This is a genomic window from Mesorhizobium sp. M0060 (genome assembly GCF_040323155.1).
Classification (GTDB): domain Bacteria; phylum Pseudomonadota; class Alphaproteobacteria; order Rhizobiales; family Rhizobiaceae; genus Mesorhizobium.
Genome location: NZ_JAMYUP010000010.1, coordinates 133,551 through 150,141, shown reverse-complemented (window position 1 = coordinate 150,141; position 16,591 = coordinate 133,551). Strand labels below are relative to the sequence as shown.

Here is a 16,591-nt window from a genome sequence, read left to right as displayed (position 1 = left end):
CATGGACCGCAAGAAAGCCGACAGGCAAGATGCGTGGTACTGATAGCTTCTGTCAGTGAACAATCGGGGACACGCATGAAACAGCCACTTTTTGTTGCCGCGCTTTCGATTGCCTTGCCGGCGGCCGCGCTTGCCGGCCCTGCTGCCAACGCCGTGAAGTTCTTTTATGTCCCGTCGGTCAAATTCGAGGCCGATGCGCAATATCGCGACCGCTTCACCGCGCCGGTGACGAAACTGTTCGAACTGAACGACAATGCGGCAAAGAACCATCCAGATGAAGTTCCTTGCATCGACTTCGCTCCTGGTCTCGATGCGCAGGACTATGACGAGAAGACCGTAGCCAAGACGCTGACGCTGGCCGAAACGCTGGATGGCGACAGCGCCCAAGTGACAGCGACGTTCAATCTTTTCCCGGAAGGCGATGGTTCCAAACGCGAAATGGTCTGGTCGCTCAAGAAGATCGACGGCCAGTGGAAGATCGCCGACATCACCTCGAAGACCAGCGGCTGGACACTGAGTGCGCTCGAATGCCTGGCCGGGCAGCCCCCGGAGTGATGCCGTGCTCTGCTGCCGTCCCTGGGTTCTGGCGACTGCGTGCCTGCTGGCCGGATTGAGCAGCGCCGCCGCTCAGGGCCTGTTCGGCGCGCCGCCCGCAAACGCGCCGGCCGACAATGCGGCACCTCCGCCGGCAGCGTCGCCGCCGCCAGAAAACGCACCGGCCGCACCCGTGCAGCCTGGCTCGCCGACGGCGGTGGTGAAGCCGTTCTACGAGCATGCCGGGCTCGAGGTCGATCCGGCTCAGCGGGGCCATTTCACCGATCCGGCGAAGTCGGTGCTCGACAAGAGCGATGCGCTGCGGAAGTCGGGGCAGGGCGAATGCCTCGATCCCAACATGGCGCTCGACAATGCCGAATACGACAAGGCCGAGATCGACAAGAGCCTGAAGACCATCGAAGCGGTCAAGGGCGATGCGGCCAAGGTCGTCGTCGCCTTCATCGTCGCCGGCAACCCGCACCGGCTGGAGTGGAAATTCAGGAAAGTCGATGGCGACTGGAAGATATCGGACCTGCTCTCGGTGACAGGCGAATGGGCGCTAAGCCAATACCAGTGCGAGTGAGAACGGAACCGATGAAGATCACCAACATCCGCGTCACCCACGTCAACGTCCCGCTCGATGCTCCGTTCTGGTGGACGGCTGGTCTCTACGGCGGCGCCTCGAAATCGATCATCGAGGTCGAGACGGACGAAGGCGTGGTCGGACTGGGCGAGGCGCCATGGTGGCATTTCGGCGAGGTGATCAAGGCCGAGATCGCGCCGGCGCTGATTGGCGCCGATCCGCTCGACATCGCCGACTGCGAGGCGCGCTGCGTGCCGCCCTGGCAGATTACCGCCAACACCGGCGAGAATGCAGCCACGGTGGCGTTCGGCGCCGTCGAACTGGCGCTGTGGGATATAAGAGGCAAGGTCTTCGGCATGCCGCTCTACAAGCTGCTCGGCGGCGCGGTGCGCAAGGACATTCCGTTTTCGGAATATTTCGCCTTTCGCCCCGCTCAAGGCGGAGCCGGTGGCGAGATGACCGCCGAAGCGATCGTCGACTACTGTCTCGGCATGCGAGAACAGCACGGCTCGACGATCTTCGAGGGCAAGCTGATCATGGGCGATCCCGAGCTCGAGATCAGGACAGTGCGCATGCTGCGCGAGGCGCTTGGCGATAAAGCGCAGATCAAACTCGATTCAAACATGCAGTGGTCGCTGACCACAGCGCGCTGGGTGCTGCGCGAGATTGAGCCGTTCAACATCCGCAACTACGAGGATCCGGTCGCGACCTTCGAGGAGATGGCTGCGCTGCGCCAGCATTCGCGCATTCCGTTCTCGACGCACATCCCGGATCTCAGACGGGCAGTCGCGCTCGGTGCGCCGGATTACTTCGTCTGCAATTTCGCAGCACTCGGCGGATTGTCGAAAACTCTGAAATTCATCGCCGCCTGTGAGGCGATGGGCAAGGGGTTCTGGTGCTATTCGAACGATCTCGGCATCATGACATCGGCTTATCTGCACGTCGTGGCGGCAACGCCATGGATCAGCGAGGCGTCGCAATCGCTGTTTCGCTGGCAGATCGGCGACGTGATCAAGGACGGCCCGTTCAAACAGATCGCCAACACGGTGCGCGTGCCGGAAGGTGACGGGCTGGGTGTCGAGCTCGCCCCGGCGGCAATGAAACGCTGGTCAGCGCACTTCGCCGAACACGGGCCGATGCACCATTTCAGCGACCCGAACAACCCTAGCCGCTACCGGCGGCTGCCGCTCAACTGATGCAACGTATTTTCCTTAGAAACTCAGGCTCACCCGCGCCCGCGATAGGGGGCGACGCCGGTGTCGGGCAGCCACACACCTTCCGGCGGCGCGCCGGTTTGCCAGAACACGTCGATCGGAATGCCGCCGCGCGGATACCAGTAGCCGCCGATGCGCAACCACAATGGCTTGGTTGCGGCGATGATGCGGCGGCCGATCATGACGGTGCATTCTTCGTGGAAGGCGCCATGGTTGCGAAACGAGGTCATGAACAGCTTGAGCGACTTCGATTCCACCAGCAGCGCATCGGGTGCGTAGTCGATGACGATATGGGCGAAGTCCGGCTGGCCGGTGACCGGGCACAGCGAGGTGAATTCCGGGCAGGTGAAGCGAACGATGGCGGGCGGGCCGTCGCCGCGCGAAAACGGGACGGTTTCCAGGACGGCCGCTTCAGGGCTCTGTGGCGCCTCGACGTTGGCGCCGAGCTGGGTGAGGTTTTTCGTATCGGTCATGAGCAGGTTCCTTGCTGCATGTCGCCCAAAACTGTGCAGCGGATTTGGGACAGCGACATGCGTAAAAACAAAATTTGCCGCTCATTAGCACAATTTGAAACAGCAGGAAGACGATGACCAGCAACGATCCGCTTCTCCAGCCCTATCAGCTCAAGCATCTGACGCTGAAGAACCGGGTCATGTCGACCAGCCATGAGCCGGCCTATTCCGAGGACGGCATGCCGAAAGAGCGCTACCGGCTCTATCATGCCGAAAAGGCCAAGGGCGGCATGGCGCTGACCATGACCGCCGGCTCGGCGATCGTCTCGCGCGACAGTCCGGCTGCCTTCGGCAACCTGCATGTCTATGACGACCGCATCGTGCCGTGGCTCGCCGAGCTGACCGACGCCTGCCACGAGCATGACTGCAAGGTGATGATCCAGATCACCCATCTCGGCCGCCGCACCGGCTGGAACAAGGCCGACTGGCTGCCGGTGCTGTCGGCCTCGCCGGTGCACGAGCCGGCGCATCGCGCCTTCCCCAAGACCATCGAGGACTGGGACATCGAGCGCATCGTCGTCGACTACGCCGCGGCCGCCCAGCGCTGCCAGGCCGCTGGCCTCGACGGCATCGAGTTCGAGGCCTACGGCCATCTGATGGATGGCTTCTGGTCGCCGGCCACCAACCAGCGCGACGATGATTTCGGCGGCTCGCTCGACAACCGCTTGCGCTTCACCGGCATGGTGCTCGACGCGGTGCGGGCGGCGGTCGGCCAAAAATTCGTCGTCGGCATCCGCATGGTCGCCGACGAGGATTTCGAGAAAGGCCTGTCGAAAGAGGAGGGTGTCGAAATCGCCAGGCGGCTGGCTGGTTCCGGCAAGGTCGATTTCCTTAACATCATCCGCGGCTCGATCGAGACCGACGCGGCGCTGACCAAAGTCATTCCGGTGACCGGCATGCGCTCGTCGCCGCATCTCGACTTTGCCGGCGAGATCAGGGCGGCGACGAAATTCCCGACCTTCCATGCGGCGCGGATTTCCGACGTCGCCACCGCGCGTCACGCCATCGCCACCGGCAAGCTGGACATGGTCGGCATGACGCGTGCCCACATCGCCGACCCACACATCGTCAAAAAAGTGATGGAGGGCCGCGAGCACGAGATCCGCCCTTGCGTCGGCGCCACCTATTGCCTCGACCGCATCTATGAGGGCGGCGAGGCGCTGTGCATCCACAATGCGGCAACGGGCCGCGAGGCTGATATCCCGCACATCATCCCGAGGACCCAGGGACCAAAGCGGAAGGTGATCGTGGTCGGCGCAGGCGCCGGCGGGCTGGAGGCGGCGCGTGTCGCGGCCGAGCGCGGGCACCAGGTGACAATGCTGGAAGCATCGAGCCAAGCCGGAGGGCAAGTGCGGCTGGCAACGCAGAACCCGCGCCGCAAGGAATTGATCGGCATCATCGACTGGCGGCTGGCCGAACTCGACCGGCTCGGCGTCGAGATCCGCTACGACAGCTGGGCGGAGAAGGACGACGTGCTGGCGTTGTCGCCGGACGTGGTGGTGATCGCCACCGGCGGGCTGCCGCAGAACCCGCCTCTAACGGCGGGCGACCATCTCGTCACCTCGAGCTGGGACATCATGGCCGGCAGCATCAAGCCGGCCGAGAATGTACTGCTCTATGACGACAATGGCGGCCATCAGGGCATGGGTGCTGCCGAACTGATCGCCAATAGCGGCGCCAGGCTGGAGCTGGTTTCACCAGAGCGCTTCTTCGCCCCGGAAATGGGCGGCATGAACCATGTGCCCTATATGCGCGCCTTCCAGGAAAAAGGCGTCACCATAACCATCAACACGCGGCTGCATTCGGTGCGGCGCGAGGGCAATCAGCTGGTTGCGGAGCTCGGCTCCGACTTCGCCGATGGCTGGCGCGGAGAGCGGCGGGTCGACCAGGTGGTGGTCGAGCACGGCACGCTGCCGCTCGACGATCTCTACCTGGCGCTGAAGCCGCTGTCGAAGAACGGCGGCGCGATCGATTACGAGCGGCTGGTCAATGGCGGTGACATCTTTCCTGCGCGCAATCCGCAAGGCGGTTTCGTGGTCTTTCGCATCGGCGACGCGGTAGCCTCACGCAATATCCACGCTGCGATTTATGACGGCATCAGGTTCGGCTTGCGGATCTGAAGAATATTTTGGATTGATTGGTGGCGCGCAGCCGAACCTCCGTACGGAGAGCCACCACGGTACTTTGGCTCGTTCTGCGCGCCGCGCACGCCGCCGGCTACCGCCGGGCACCGTACGATCTGGCGATTGTTGTTGGCAGCCCCGCTCAAAACATTCTGGCGGTGGCCATGCAGAACACGGTGATGACCAGCAGCCCGCCGGCGATGCGTTCGCCTTTTGTCATCTTCGCGCGCAACTGGGTTTGCGTCGCCACATCAGCGCTAGCCAGCCGCCTGATGGCGGAACCTACCAGTGCGCCCTGAACTCCGGCGGCAATCAAGGCAGTCAAGATGCCCAGCGCCAGGACCTTCTCCATCGAGCCGAAAGAGCCGTTGTGGAAGAAATACCAGAGCAGCAAACCAGTGAGGAAAACCACGCCGGCCGCGCCCATTTGCGGCCGGAAGAAACGTTCCGCCCGGATCTCCGGTTCGCGGGCAACCGCGATGGTGGTGCCGGCCCAGAACACACCCGCCATGACGTGAAGGCCGAGGACGATGATGTAGACATATTGCATGACCGCATTTCCTCTCTTGCCCACCGCTAACCATATGGATAGATATCAAATGATTAGATGTCAATGTATAAGCTCGAGCCGGTTCCATAGGCTTTGCCCTTGTTCTAGTGTCGGATCATGACGCCCTTTGACCGTCCGCCGATCGGGATGAATCTCGCCCGCACCGCCAAGCTGGTCGCGCAGGCCTTCGACGCTGCCCTCGTCGAGGTCGGCGGCACGCTGCCGGTCTGGGTCACGCTGCTGTCGGTCAAGTCGCGGGAGCTGGCCAACCAACGCGAGCTCGCCGGCATGATCGGCATCCGGGGCGCAACGCTGACCCACCACCTCAACGCCATGGAGACGCAAGGCCTGCTGATCCGGCGCCGCGATCCCGAGAACCGCCGGGTTCACCAGGTGGAGCTGACCCCAGCCGGAGAGGCGTTGTTCCTGAAATTGCGCACCGCCGCGTTCGCCTTCGACAAACGGCTGCGGAAGGGATTGTCCGACGAAAGGCTGGCGGAATTTGCAGAGGTGCTGGCTGCGCTGCGGGCCAATGTCGAAGGCTAGAAATTTAGGCTAGGAAAACGCCGTGCGCGAAATTTCGCTGAAGGATGCCAGGGCTACACTCTCGGCGATGCTCGATCAGGTCGTCCGCGGGAGAGCCGGCCACATAACGCGGCATGGCCGCAAGCAGGCGGACATTTTGTCGTTCCAGGACTATGAAAGCCTGGCACGTGCGCCCAGTGCTGGCGGCTTTTCCCGCTGACAGGGACTACCTTCCGCCTCGGCTCGTCGGGTCGGTTCGCAAAGCCAGCCTGTGACGGATCTACGCCAGGCGGCCCTGCAGAACCGTCAGCTTGGCCTTCTTCGGTGCTCGTGCCACCAGCCATTCGCGCACGCTGTCCGGCGGCATCGGGAAAGCGATGGAATAGCCTTGCACCTGGTCGCAGCCGATCGCCATCAGTGAGTCGAGCTCGGCTTCGGTTTCGGCGCCCTCGGCAACGATCGAGATGCCGAGACCGCGAGCGAGCTCGGTGAGGGCACGCACGATCTTGGTGTTGCCGCTGTTCTCGTTGATGTTCTGGACGAAGCGGCGGTCGATCTTCAGCCGGTCGATCTCATTTGGATTGACATGGCTGAGCGATGCGTAGCCGGTGCCGAAATCATCGAGCTCAAGATGGATGCCGGCGGCGCGGATGTGCCGCAGCTTTGCCGCGATACCGGTCTTCTCGTCGTCGAGAATGACGGATTCGACGATCTCCAGCGATAGTTTGTGCGCGGGCAGGCCGGCCCTTTCCAGCGTACCGAACAGGAAGACTTCGAAATCTGTCTCGCGCAGCTCCGAACCGGACACGTTGACGGCGATCCGTCCGAAGCCGATGCCTGCGCGGTTCCATTCGGCTGCTTCGTTGATCGCCTTGGCAATGACGATCCGGCCGATCTCGGGCATCAGACCGCATTTTTCCGCGACCGGAATGAACTCGCCCGGCGCGATCATGCCGCGCTCGGCATGTCTCCAGCGAACCAGAGCCTCGATGCCGCTGATGGCGCCGTTCGACAGCGACACCTGCGGCTGGAAATAGACTTCGAACGCCTTCTCCGAGATGGCGGTCCTGATGTCGAGCTCGAGCTGCTTGCGATAATCGAGTTCGCGTCTCAGCTCCTCGGAGAAGAACGACAAGCTGCCGCCGCCGTGCTTCTTGGCGGAATACAGCGCCAGATCGGCATGGACGAGCAGATCCTGCGCATTATCGGCGTCGACAGGATAGACCGCAATCCGGGCACTTACGCCCGGATGGATCGTCGTGCCTCGAAAGACGATCGGCTTGTTGAGCTTGGTCAGGATGCGCCTGGCGACGGTATCGATGTCCTCGGTGCTGCCGGTGCCGTTGAGAATCATGACGAATTCATCGCCGCCGAGACGCACGTTGAGATCCGACGTACGGCACGAATCACGCATGCGTTGCGCAGCCGCCACCAGCACATAATCGCCAGCGGCGTGGCCGAACGTGTCGTTGATCTGCTTGAACCGGTCGAGATCGAACTGCACCACGGCAACCCGTTCACGCCGTCGCTGCGCGGCATTGATCAGCGTATCGAAATGCTCGGTCAGGAAGGTGCGGTTGTGGAGGCCGGTCAGCCCGTCATGCACGGCAATAAAGGCCATGGAATTGCGCGCATCGACCAGCTCGCGCGTCCTGCGCAGGATGGCATTCGACATCGGCCTGAAAATGAAAAGCGCCACCAGCAGGATGACGCCGATGGTCGAGTAGAACAATGTGCGGTTAAGATCGAGAAGTGTTTCGGATCGCTGGTCTGCAAAGGCGCTGATGCGCTGGCCAAGTGCGGCATAGCCCGACAATGTTGCGTTGGCAACGGAAGCGTTCAGGTTGACGCGCTCCTCTCCGCCCTTGTAGCCACCATTGCCGGCCATGTTGAGCCGCGATTCGAATGACGAGATCAGACGTTCGCCGTTGGCGATAAGCCCGACCGAGAAATAGTCGAGATGGTACGGCTTGGCGAAAAGCACGCTCTCGATCGATTTCGGATCGAACTTTGCCGGCGACGCCGGATCGGCGGCGGTCCGTTCGAGCAGAAGATCGTAGTTCTTCTCGAACTCCACCGTCGCTTGCTTAAGCGCGCTAACCAGGGCCGGCTGCTGGTCGCGTGAGGCGGTGCCGGTCGCGCCGGCAAGGAAGACGATGCGTTGCGACAGGGCTTTTTGTGTGCTGACCACATCGAGCAGTGCCTGGTTGTGCTGCTGGGCCGCCATCATCTGTTGCAGCAGGATGAAGGAGGCCACTACCATGGCGGCGATGATCAGCAGAGCCAGCCAGTAGCCGGACTTGATCAGGAGCATGAGCCTGCCCGAAACGGCGTGCACCGGCTGCTGCGACATTTTTGAGGCGGCCCCTCTCGCTAACGAATTCTTGTGCGAGAACCTTGGCTTCAAAGTGTTAACAGGTTCGGGAAAGCAACAGGCCGGCAGCAGCGGCGACGGTTGAAAGCTCGCAAAATGGTTATTGCGATCTTTCGCGGCACCTCTGCATTTGAACATCGTTGCCGCTGCCGTGCCATTGCCGCGCCACCGAAGCGGTCGCTTTTGCGATGGATTTTTCGTCCGCGCGGCGCGACAGTCCTCATCGATCTCAACAGGGCCTGGTCATGACCACAGCATTCCTCTCCCACATCGACAGCGAGCTTGAAGGGCTGAAATCGGCCGGTCTCTACAAATCCGAGCGGGTGATCACCTCGACGCAGTCGGCCGAGATCGAGGTGAGCGGCGAGAAGGTGCTGAATTTCTGCGCCAACAACTATCTCGGCCTCGCCGACAGTGCCGAATTGCGCGACGCGGCCAAGCAGGCGCTCGACCGCTACGGCTACGGCATGGCGTCGGTGCGTTTTATCTGCGGCACACAGGAAGAACACAAGCAGCTCGAGGCGACGATTTCTGGCTTCCTCGGCATGGAGGACACGATCCTCTACGGCTCCTGCTTCGACGCCAATGGCGGCCTGTTCGAGACGCTGCTCGGCGAGGAGGATGCGGTCATCTCCGATGCGCTGAACCACGCTTCGATCATCGACGGCGTGCGGCTGTCGAAGGCAAAGCGCTTCCGCTACGCCAACAACGACATGGCCGATCTGGAAGCGCGGCTGAAGGAGGCAATGGATTGCCGTTTTCGGCTGATCGCTACCGATGGTGTATTTTCCATGGACGGCATCATTGCCAATCTGAAGGGCGTCTGCGATCTCGCCGAGAAGTACGACGCAATGGTGATGGTCGACGACAGCCATGCGGTCGGCTTCGTCGGCAAGAACGGCCGCGGCTCGGCCGAACATTGCGGCGTCGAGGGCAGGGTGGACATCATCACCGGCACGCTCGGCAAGGCATTGGGCGGCGCGTCGGGCGGCTACACGTCGGGCAGGAAGCCGGTGGTCGACTGGCTACGCCAGCGCTCGCGCCCCTATCTGTTTTCCAACACGCTGATGCCGGCGATCGCCGGCGCCTCGATCCGGGTTTTCGAGCTGATCCGCAATGGCGATGCGTTGCGTCAGCGCCTATATGCCAATGCAGCGCGGTTTCGCTCCGAGATGGGCAGGCTCGGCTTTACGCTGGCCGGCGCCGACCATCCGATCATCCCGGTGATGCTGGGCGACGCGACGCTTGCGCAGGAGATGGCGGCGCGCATGCTGAAGCGCGGCATCTATGTCATCGGCTTCTCCTTCCCGGTGGTGCCGAAGGGCCAGGCGCGCATCCGCGCGCAGATGTCGGCCGCCCATTCCAGCGCCGACATCGATCGTGCGGTTGAGGCGTTCGCCGCAGTCGGTCGCGAACTCGGCGTGATTTCCTGAACGGCCGGAATCGAAAAGCCATCCCCGATCAAGACTTTCAAGGGACTACAGAATGTCGAACATGATGAAGGCCCTCGTCAAAGCCCGCGCCGAGCCGGGCATCTGGATGGAAGAGGTGCCGGTGCCGGAGATCGGCCCCAACGACGTGCTGATCAAGATCAGGAAGACCGCGATCTGCGGCACAGATGTTCACATCTATAATTGGGACCAGTGGGCGCAAAAGACCGTGCCGGTGCCGATGGTGACCGGCCACGAATTCGTCGGCACCGTCGCCGATTTCGGCGCGGCGGTGACCGAGTACAAGGTCGGCCAGCGCGTATCCGGCGAGGGCCATATCGTTTGCGGCCATTGCCGCAACTGCCGGGCGGGCAGGGGGCACCTTTGCCGCAACACGCTTGGCGTCGGTGTCAACCGGCCGGGCGCCTTCGGTGAATATCTGGCGATCCCGCAGCACAATGTCGTGCCGATCCCCGACGACGTGCCGGACGAGATCGCGGCGATCTTCGATCCCTTAGGCAATGCCGTTCACACCGCACTGTCCTTCGACCTCGTCGGCGAAGACGTGCTGGTCACTGGCGCCGGGCCGATCGGCATCATGGGCGCACTGGTGGCGCAATGCGTCGGTGCGCGAAAAGTGGTCATCACCGACATCAACCCGGTGCGCCTGGCACTGGCGAAAAAGCTCGGCGTTCAGCATGTCGTCGACGCATCGAAGGAAAAGCTGCGCGACGTGATGCCGGCGCTCGGCATGACCGAGGGCTTTGACGTCGGCCTTGAAATGTCGGGCGCAGCGCCCGCCTTTCGCGACATGATCGACAGCATGAACAATGGCGGCAAGATCGCCATTCTCGGCATCGCGCCGACCGGCTTCGAGATCGACTGGAACAAGGTCATCTTCAAGATGCTGCATCTGAAGGGTATCTACGGCCGCGAAATGTTCGAGACCTGGTACAAGATGATTGCGCTGGTGCAGGGTCCTCTCGATGTCAGTGGCCTGATCACCCACCGCATCGGCATCGACGACTATATTTCCGGCTTCGAGGCAATGAAGAGCGGCAATTCGGGCAAGGTGGTGATGGATTGGTGAGCGCCAAGCTTGCTGCCTTTATGTGAGTCACGCGAGTCCCAAAATGGCGGAAAACGAGCACGGACGTATCATTGCTTCGGAGGCAAAAACTGCATTGCAGCCGGCCGGATTTCGGCGAAGGGGACGGTCACGTGTCTGGATCGCTGATCGTGGCTTCTGGCTGAGTGTGGTCGAATTTCAGCCCAGCTCTTGGTCCAAAGGCACTTACCTGAACGTGGCGGTTCACTGGCTTTGGAGTTTGCCGCCATACACATTGACATTCGATCGGGTTGAGCGCGTTGGCTCCTTTGTTGAGTTCGAGAGCCCAGAGCAGTTTTTCCCCTTGGTAGGTCAAATGGCCAGGGAGGCAGTCGAAATCGATCAGGCTCACCGATCGATGTTCCCTTCCGTCCATGCGGCGGCGACGATCCTCGTGAATGAATTGCAGCCGGGTGCGTACGGCGAATGGCCCGCTCTCAATGCCGGGGTGGCGGCCGGCTTGGCAGGTGATTTTGAAACAGCGAGGCGGCTGTTTGAAAGCGCTCGAAGACACGCGGCTTCGCAGGCGCAGGTGATCCTGACTTACATTGATGATCCGGTAGCATTTCGAAGCTATGTCAGAGGCATCATTGAAGCCGAGCGCGCCTATTACGGTTTAGGAGCGTCGCCTGCCGCCGTAGCCTCCTGATTTCTGCGACGGTCGAAGCTGAGGGAGGATTTTCAACCCAAGGTGAGTTTTGCCTCCAGCGCCGCTACCCCACCGACAATCGCCGCCCGCTCTTCCGCACCAAGTCTCGCCAGCAATTCCCTTTCAAACGCCTTAGCCAACGGCACCATTTCGCAATAGGCGGCAAGGCCTGCCTTGGTCAACACCAGATGCTCGACCCGCCGATCCTTTTCATCGGGCGTGCGGGTCAGCCAGCGCCGGCGCTCGAGTTCGGAGACGGCGCGCGAGACCTTGGTCTTGTGCATGGCCGATTGCTCGCCAAGTGCCGTGGCCGTCATCGTGCCGTGCTGGCCGAGCCCGGCCAACGTGCGCCATTCGGGCCGGGTCAGGCCGTGACGGTCCTTGTAGACCCTCGAGAATTCGCGGCTGACGGCATCGGAGAGACGGTAGAGCCGGTAGGGCAGGAACGATTCCAGCTCCAGGATTTCCGGTTCCCTGGTTGGCCCAGACGGAGCAGGCTGGCGGGTCATGCCGAAATCACCGTTTGATGGTTACATTTTCGATGGTTACAAATGAAACCAGTTTGGTCAATCCGAGGCACCTTTCGAAGTGCAAAGGGATGCTCCGGAACTTAATTCGGGAGGATGCGATGGCTTTTTCCTACATGCCGGGTTTCGGCAATGACTTCGAGACCGAGACTTTGCCGGGCTCGCTGCCGCAAGGGCGAAACTCGCCGCAGCGGCCAGCCTACGGCCTCTATGCCGAGCAGCTTTCGGGCTCTCCTTTCACAGCGCCGCGAGGCACCAATGAACGCTCCTGGCTCTATCGCATCAGGCCGAGCGTCAGGCACACCGGCCGCTTCAAGCCGGTGAATTGTCCGCTGTGGAAGAGCGCGCCTAATCTCGGCGATCACGAACTGGCGCTCGGCCAGTATCGCTGGAGCCCGGTGCCGATGCCGAAGGAGCCAACCGACTTCATCGCCGGCATGCGCTCCATCACCACCGCCGGCGACGTGCTTGGCCAGACCGGCATGGCGGCACATGTCTATGTCGCCAACCGCTCGATGGTCGACGATCATTTCTTCAACGCCGACGGCGAGTTGCTGGTCGTGCCGCAGGTTGGAGCCTTGCGCTTCGTCACCGAGATGGGCGTCATCGAATTGCGGCCGGGCGAGATCGCCGTGCTGCCGCGCGGCTTGGTGTTCAAGGTCGAACTGGTGGACGCCGAAGTGCGCGGCTATGTCTGCGAGAATTACGGCGCCAAGCTGACGCTGCCGGATCGCGGCCCGATCGGCGCCAATTGCCTGGCCAATCCGCGCGATTTCAAGACGCCCTGTGCGTGGTTCGAGGACAAGGAGACGCCCTGCCGGCTGATCGCGAAATGGTGTGGCCAGTTCCATGTCACCGAGATTGATCATTCACCGCTGGATGTGGTGGCGTGGCACGGCAATTATTCGCCCTACAAATATGATCTTGCGACCTTTTCGCCGGTCGGAGCGATCCTGTTCGATCATCCCGACCCATCGATCTTCACCGTGCTGACCGCGCCAAGTGGCGAGGAAGGCACGGCCAATATCGACTTCGTCATCTTCCCGCCGCGCTGGCTGGTTGCCGAAGATACGTTCCGCCCGCCCTGGTATCACCGCAACATCATGAGCGAGTTCATGGGCCTGATCCATGGCCAGTACGACGCCAAGGAGGAGGGCTTTGTGCCCGGCGGCATCAGCCTGCACAACATGATGCTGGCCCACGGGCCCGATGCGCCTGGCTTCGAAAAGGCCTCGCGCGCGGAGCTGAAACCGGTCAAGCTCGACAACACCATGGCCTTCATGTTCGAGACACGCTTTCCGCAGATGGTGACACGCTATGGCGCCGAGCTCGAAACCCGGCAGGACGATTACATCGACTGCTGGGCCGATCTGAAGAAACGCTTCAACGGCACGCCCGAGGGCGACTGGTCTTGAGCGCCGTCGCATGACGGATCGTCTGGTGCTTCTCGGCTCGAAGGGAGGTCCGGCGCTGCGGCCGGGAGGGCCGTGGCCGAATTCGTCGCTGCTGGAATTCGGCGGCCGCAACATCGTCGTCGATTGCGGACTTGGCGTGACGCGCGGGCTGACGGACGCCGGCATCAGCCTGAAAGCGCTCGACCTGATCTTCATCACGCATTTGCATTCCGATCATGTGCTGGAACTCGGACCGTTGATCCACACCGCATGGACGACCGGTCTGGGGACAAAGGTCACCGTGTTCGGCCCGCCCGGCATCGGCTACTATTGGCAGCGCTTTTGTCAGGCGATGGAATTCGACATCGAGATCCGCATCGCCGACGAAGGCCGGCCGGATATCCGCGACCTGGTCTCGATCGTCGAGTTTGGCGGAGGCCGAGTGACCGAAGAGCGCGGCCTCAAGGTTTCGGCCTTGCGCGTCGACCACCCGCCGGTGACAGATTGCTTTGCGCTGCGCTTCGATCATGCGGGGCAAAGCATCGTCTTCTCGTCTGATACGGCGTTCTTTCCGCCATTGGCGGATTTCGCCGAAGGCGCCGACATACTGGTCCACGAGGCCATGTTGGAAGAGGGCATCGAGCGGCTGGTTGCGAAGACCGGCAATGGTGCAAGGCTGAGAGAACACCTGCTTGCCAGCCATAGTTTTGCTGGGGAGGCGGGGCGCATCGCCAGTGATGCAGGCGTCAAAAGACTGGTCCTCAACCACCTCATTCCGGCCGACGATCCCGAGATCGGCGAGGCCGACTGGATTGCCGCCGTCAGGAAAACATGGGTCGGCGACTTGACGATCGCCCGCGACGGCCTTGTTGTGGGATTAAGCAGCGCCAAAGCTGCACCAGGAGAGGAAACCGCATGAAGCTTGCCACATTGAAGGACGGGACGCGCGACGGAAAGCTCGTCGTTGTCTCGCGCGACCTGACGCGGTTTACCGATGCTTCGTTCCTAGTGCGGACGCTGCAGGCCGCGCTCGACGACTGGCGTCGAATCGCGCTGCATCTCGCTGCCATGGCCGAATCGCTGGAGAACAATGCGGTGCCGTCGGCCCGTTTTCACGAGCATGACGCCCATTCACCGCTGCCGCGCGCCTACCAATGGGCCGATGGCTCGGCCTATGTGAACCATGTCGAGCTGGTGCGGAAAGCGCGCGGCGCCGAGATGCCGGCAAGGTTCTGGACCGATCCGCTGATCTACCAAGGCGGCTCGGACGCCTTCCTCGCGCCGCGCGACCCGATCCCGATGGCCGATGAGGCATCTGGCATTGACATGGAAGGAGAGGTCGCGGTCATAGTCGACGATGTGCCGATGGGCGCAAGCCTCGATGAGGCGCGTGCGGCGATCCGGCTGGTCATGCTGGTCAACGACGTGACGCTGCGCGGCTTGACCGGACCTGAGCTTGCCAAGGGGTTCGGCTTCTTCCAGTCGAAACCGTCATCGGCCTTTTCGCCGGTAGCAGTGACGCCGGACGAACTAGGCGACGCGTGGGACGGTGGCAAGGTCAGCCTGCCGCTCCTGGTCGACCTCAACGGCAAGCCGTTTGGCCGCGCGAACGCCGGCATCGACATGACCTTCGATTTTCCGGCGCTGATTGCCCACGCCGCCAAGACGCGGCCGCTGGCCGCCGGCACCATCGTCGGTTCGGGCACCATCTCCAACAAGCTCGACGGCGGGCCGGGCAAGCCTGTCTCGGCGGGCGGCGCCGGCTATTCCTGCATCGCCGAGTTGCGTATGATCGAAACCATCGAAGCCGGCGAACCGAAAACTCCGTTCCTGCGCTTTGGTGATACCGTGCGTATCGAGATGAAGGACAGGGGCGGGCATTCGATCTTCGGCGCCATCGAGCAGAAGGTCGAGAAATACGCGGGCTAAATGGAGGCGATGAGGAAATGACAGGCCAGACATTCTATCTGCTGTGCGGTGTCTGGGCTCTTGCCATGCTGGCGGTCTTCATTCAGGCAATCAGGCTGAGCTACCGCATCGAGGCCCGCTCGCCCGACGTGACCAACCGCAGCGGCCTGCCACGCAAGGCAATGATGTTCCATGCCGTCACCAACACGAATGTCGCACGGGACCAGGAAACGCAAGGCATGCGGCGGCGCATGATCCGGCTTCTGCTGATCGTCATCGCCGGATTCGTGCTCATGTGGGCGGGCGGGCTTGTATTTGATCCGGTCAGCGGCGTGAAGTCATGGACCTGCTGAACCATTTCCGCCGCATGGCAGCCAACAATCTCTGGTCGAACGACCGGCTCTACCGCGCCGTGCTGCAGCTTGAGCCCGGTGAATTCGAGGCTGAAAGAACCGGCTTCTTTCCGTCGATCAAGGCAACGCTCAATCACATCCTGGCGGTCGATCATCTCTATCTCGATTTTCTCGAAGAGGGTGGCGTCGGCGCCGCCGCCTATGATGAGTTCATGCTCTTCGACGAAGCGGACGCGCTCTTTGGCAAGCGGGTGGCGACCGACCGGCGTCTGATCGCCTTTTGCGCCGGGCTGTCGGCAGACGATCTCGATCGCCGCGTCGCCACCGACCGGCGCGAGGATGGAAAAATACCGGAGCGCATTGGCGACCTGCTCGCCCATCTCTTCATCCACGACATCCATCATCGCGGGCAGGTGCACGCCATGCTGTCCGGCACGTCGGTGAAGCCGCCGCAACTCGACGAATTCTTCCTCGATTATGATCTGAAACTCAGGAAAGCGGAGGTGGAAAGGCTATGTTTGGGCAGTCAGGCTAACGCGACATCGTAGCAACGGACAGCTACCCAAAACCGTCACTTGGCACATCCGTCCCATTCGCGACTCAGTTCGTCAAAATCGTCTGCGATCCGGATTTTGCCCTTCAAAGCACCGATGCGAGGCAAGCGGTCGGGCTTCGCGGGCGCTACGAGGCGAGCCGCGACTTTGCCGTGACGGGTAATCACGATCTCTTCGCCGGCTTCCGCGCGGCTGACGAGTTCCGACAGTCTTGCCTTGGCCTCTGCGATCGGAATGCTCATGGCCAGAGTCT

At 62.1% G+C, this 16,591-nt stretch carries 19 protein-coding genes; 14 read left to right on the top strand and 5 right to left on the bottom strand.

Annotated elements, in window-relative coordinates:
* The first annotated feature begins 75 nt into the window (after positions 1-75).
* From NKJ94_RS12885 to NKJ94_RS12875, 3 genes are read left to right on the top strand one after another with little or no spacing between them, the layout of a single operon-like run.
* A complete protein-coding gene (locus NKJ94_RS12885) occupies positions 76-555 on the top strand; it encodes a DUF3828 domain-containing protein (protein ID WP_352525429.1) in 480 nt (159 codons plus the stop codon).
* Positions 556-559: 4 nt separating this feature from the next.
* Complete coding sequence (locus NKJ94_RS12880; RefSeq protein ID WP_352525428.1) at positions 560-1,117, top strand: hypothetical protein; 558 nt, start codon at positions 560-562, stop codon at positions 1,115-1,117.
* Positions 1,118-1,128: 11 nt separating this feature from the next.
* Positions 1,129-2,313, top strand: coding sequence for a mandelate racemase/muconate lactonizing enzyme family protein (locus tag NKJ94_RS12875; protein WP_352525426.1), 1,185 nt, complete (start codon positions 1,129-1,131; stop codon positions 2,311-2,313).
* Between the two features lie 29 nt (positions 2,314-2,342).
* Here NKJ94_RS12875 and queF read toward each other — a convergent pair whose 3' ends face one another.
* The gene (queF, locus tag NKJ94_RS12870; RefSeq protein WP_352525424.1) at positions 2,343-2,804 is read right to left on the bottom strand and encodes a preQ(1) synthase; all 462 of its coding nucleotides are present in this window, start codon (positions 2,802-2,804) and stop codon (positions 2,343-2,345) included.
* 113 nt (positions 2,805-2,917) lie between these two features.
* Here queF and NKJ94_RS12865 point away from each other — a divergent pair, with 113 nt between their 5' ends.
* A complete protein-coding gene (locus NKJ94_RS12865; protein ID WP_352525422.1) occupies positions 2,918-4,963 on the top strand; it encodes an oxidoreductase in 2,046 nt (681 codons plus the stop codon).
* Positions 4,964-5,108: 145 nt separating this feature from the next.
* Here NKJ94_RS12865 and NKJ94_RS12860 read toward each other — a convergent pair whose 3' ends face one another.
* On the bottom strand, positions 5,109-5,516 hold the full coding sequence (locus NKJ94_RS12860) for a hypothetical protein (protein ID WP_352525421.1): 408 nt from the start codon (positions 5,514-5,516) through the stop codon (positions 5,109-5,111).
* 117 nt (positions 5,517-5,633) lie between these two features.
* Here NKJ94_RS12860 and NKJ94_RS12855 point away from each other — a divergent pair, with 117 nt between their 5' ends.
* Positions 5,634-6,062, top strand: a complete 429-nt coding sequence (locus NKJ94_RS12855; protein WP_352525420.1) for a MarR family winged helix-turn-helix transcriptional regulator — start codon at positions 5,634-5,636, stop codon at positions 6,060-6,062.
* A gap of 22 nt (positions 6,063-6,084) precedes the next feature.
* A complete protein-coding gene (locus tag NKJ94_RS12850; RefSeq protein ID WP_352525419.1) occupies positions 6,085-6,261 on the top strand; it encodes a type II toxin-antitoxin system Phd/YefM family antitoxin in 177 nt (58 codons plus the stop codon).
* Between the two features lie 60 nt (positions 6,262-6,321).
* Here NKJ94_RS12850 and NKJ94_RS12845 read toward each other — a convergent pair whose 3' ends face one another.
* Positions 6,322-8,394: a putative bifunctional diguanylate cyclase/phosphodiesterase gene (locus tag NKJ94_RS12845; protein ID WP_352525418.1), complete on the bottom strand. Its 2,073-nt coding sequence runs from the start codon at positions 8,392-8,394 to the stop codon at positions 6,322-6,324.
* A gap of 266 nt (positions 8,395-8,660) precedes the next feature.
* On the opposite strand from NKJ94_RS12845, the gene NKJ94_RS12840 reads away from it, so the two are divergent.
* From NKJ94_RS12840 to NKJ94_RS12830, 3 genes are read left to right on the top strand one after another with little or no spacing between them, the layout of a single operon-like run.
* Positions 8,661-9,848: a glycine C-acetyltransferase gene (locus NKJ94_RS12840; protein WP_352525416.1), complete on the top strand. Its 1,188-nt coding sequence runs from the start codon at positions 8,661-8,663 to the stop codon at positions 9,846-9,848.
* A 52-nt stretch (positions 9,849-9,900) separates the two neighbouring features.
* Positions 9,901-10,935, top strand: coding sequence for an L-threonine 3-dehydrogenase (gene tdh / locus NKJ94_RS12835; RefSeq protein ID WP_352525415.1), 1,035 nt, complete (start codon positions 9,901-9,903; stop codon positions 10,933-10,935).
* 43 nt (positions 10,936-10,978) lie between these two features.
* Positions 10,979-11,602 (top strand): DUF4304 domain-containing protein, encoded by a 624-nt coding sequence (locus tag NKJ94_RS12830; protein ID WP_352525413.1) that lies wholly within the window; start codon positions 10,979-10,981, stop codon positions 11,600-11,602.
* 32 nt (positions 11,603-11,634) lie between these two features.
* Here the strand turns inward: NKJ94_RS12830 and NKJ94_RS12825 are convergent, their stop codons facing one another.
* Positions 11,635-12,111: a MarR family winged helix-turn-helix transcriptional regulator gene (locus NKJ94_RS12825; protein ID WP_352525411.1), complete on the bottom strand. Its 477-nt coding sequence runs from the start codon at positions 12,109-12,111 to the stop codon at positions 11,635-11,637.
* A 119-nt stretch (positions 12,112-12,230) separates the two neighbouring features.
* Here NKJ94_RS12825 and hmgA point away from each other — a divergent pair, with 119 nt between their 5' ends.
* Genes hmgA through NKJ94_RS12800 form a run of 5 tightly spaced genes read left to right on the top strand, consistent with a single transcriptional unit; the run spans position 12,231 to position 16,332 of the window.
* Positions 12,231-13,544: a homogentisate 1,2-dioxygenase gene (hmgA, locus tag NKJ94_RS12820; RefSeq protein ID WP_352525410.1), complete on the top strand. Its 1,314-nt coding sequence runs from the start codon at positions 12,231-12,233 to the stop codon at positions 13,542-13,544.
* A 10-nt stretch (positions 13,545-13,554) separates the two neighbouring features.
* The gene (locus NKJ94_RS12815; protein ID WP_352525409.1) at positions 13,555-14,442 is read left to right on the top strand and encodes an MBL fold metallo-hydrolase; all 888 of its coding nucleotides are present in this window, start codon (positions 13,555-13,557) and stop codon (positions 14,440-14,442) included.
* Positions 14,439-15,452, top strand: a complete 1,014-nt coding sequence (locus tag NKJ94_RS12810; RefSeq protein WP_352525407.1) for a fumarylacetoacetate hydrolase family protein — start codon at positions 14,439-14,441, stop codon at positions 15,450-15,452. The genes NKJ94_RS12815 and NKJ94_RS12810 overlap by 4 nt, the downstream gene beginning before the upstream one ends.
* 17 nt (positions 15,453-15,469) lie before the next feature.
* On the top strand, positions 15,470-15,784 hold the full coding sequence (locus NKJ94_RS12805) for a hypothetical protein (protein WP_352525405.1): 315 nt from the start codon (positions 15,470-15,472) through the stop codon (positions 15,782-15,784).
* Positions 15,772-16,332, top strand: coding sequence for a DinB family protein (locus NKJ94_RS12800; protein ID WP_352525404.1), 561 nt, complete (start codon positions 15,772-15,774; stop codon positions 16,330-16,332). Before NKJ94_RS12805 ends, NKJ94_RS12800 begins: the two co-directional genes overlap by 13 nt.
* 23 nt (positions 16,333-16,355) lie before the next feature.
* On the opposite strand, the gene NKJ94_RS12795 is transcribed toward NKJ94_RS12800, so the two are convergent.
* Positions 16,356-16,580 (bottom strand): type II toxin-antitoxin system Phd/YefM family antitoxin, encoded by a 225-nt coding sequence (locus tag NKJ94_RS12795; RefSeq protein WP_352525403.1) that lies wholly within the window; start codon positions 16,578-16,580, stop codon positions 16,356-16,358.
* Positions 16,581-16,591: the final 11 nt, after the last annotated feature.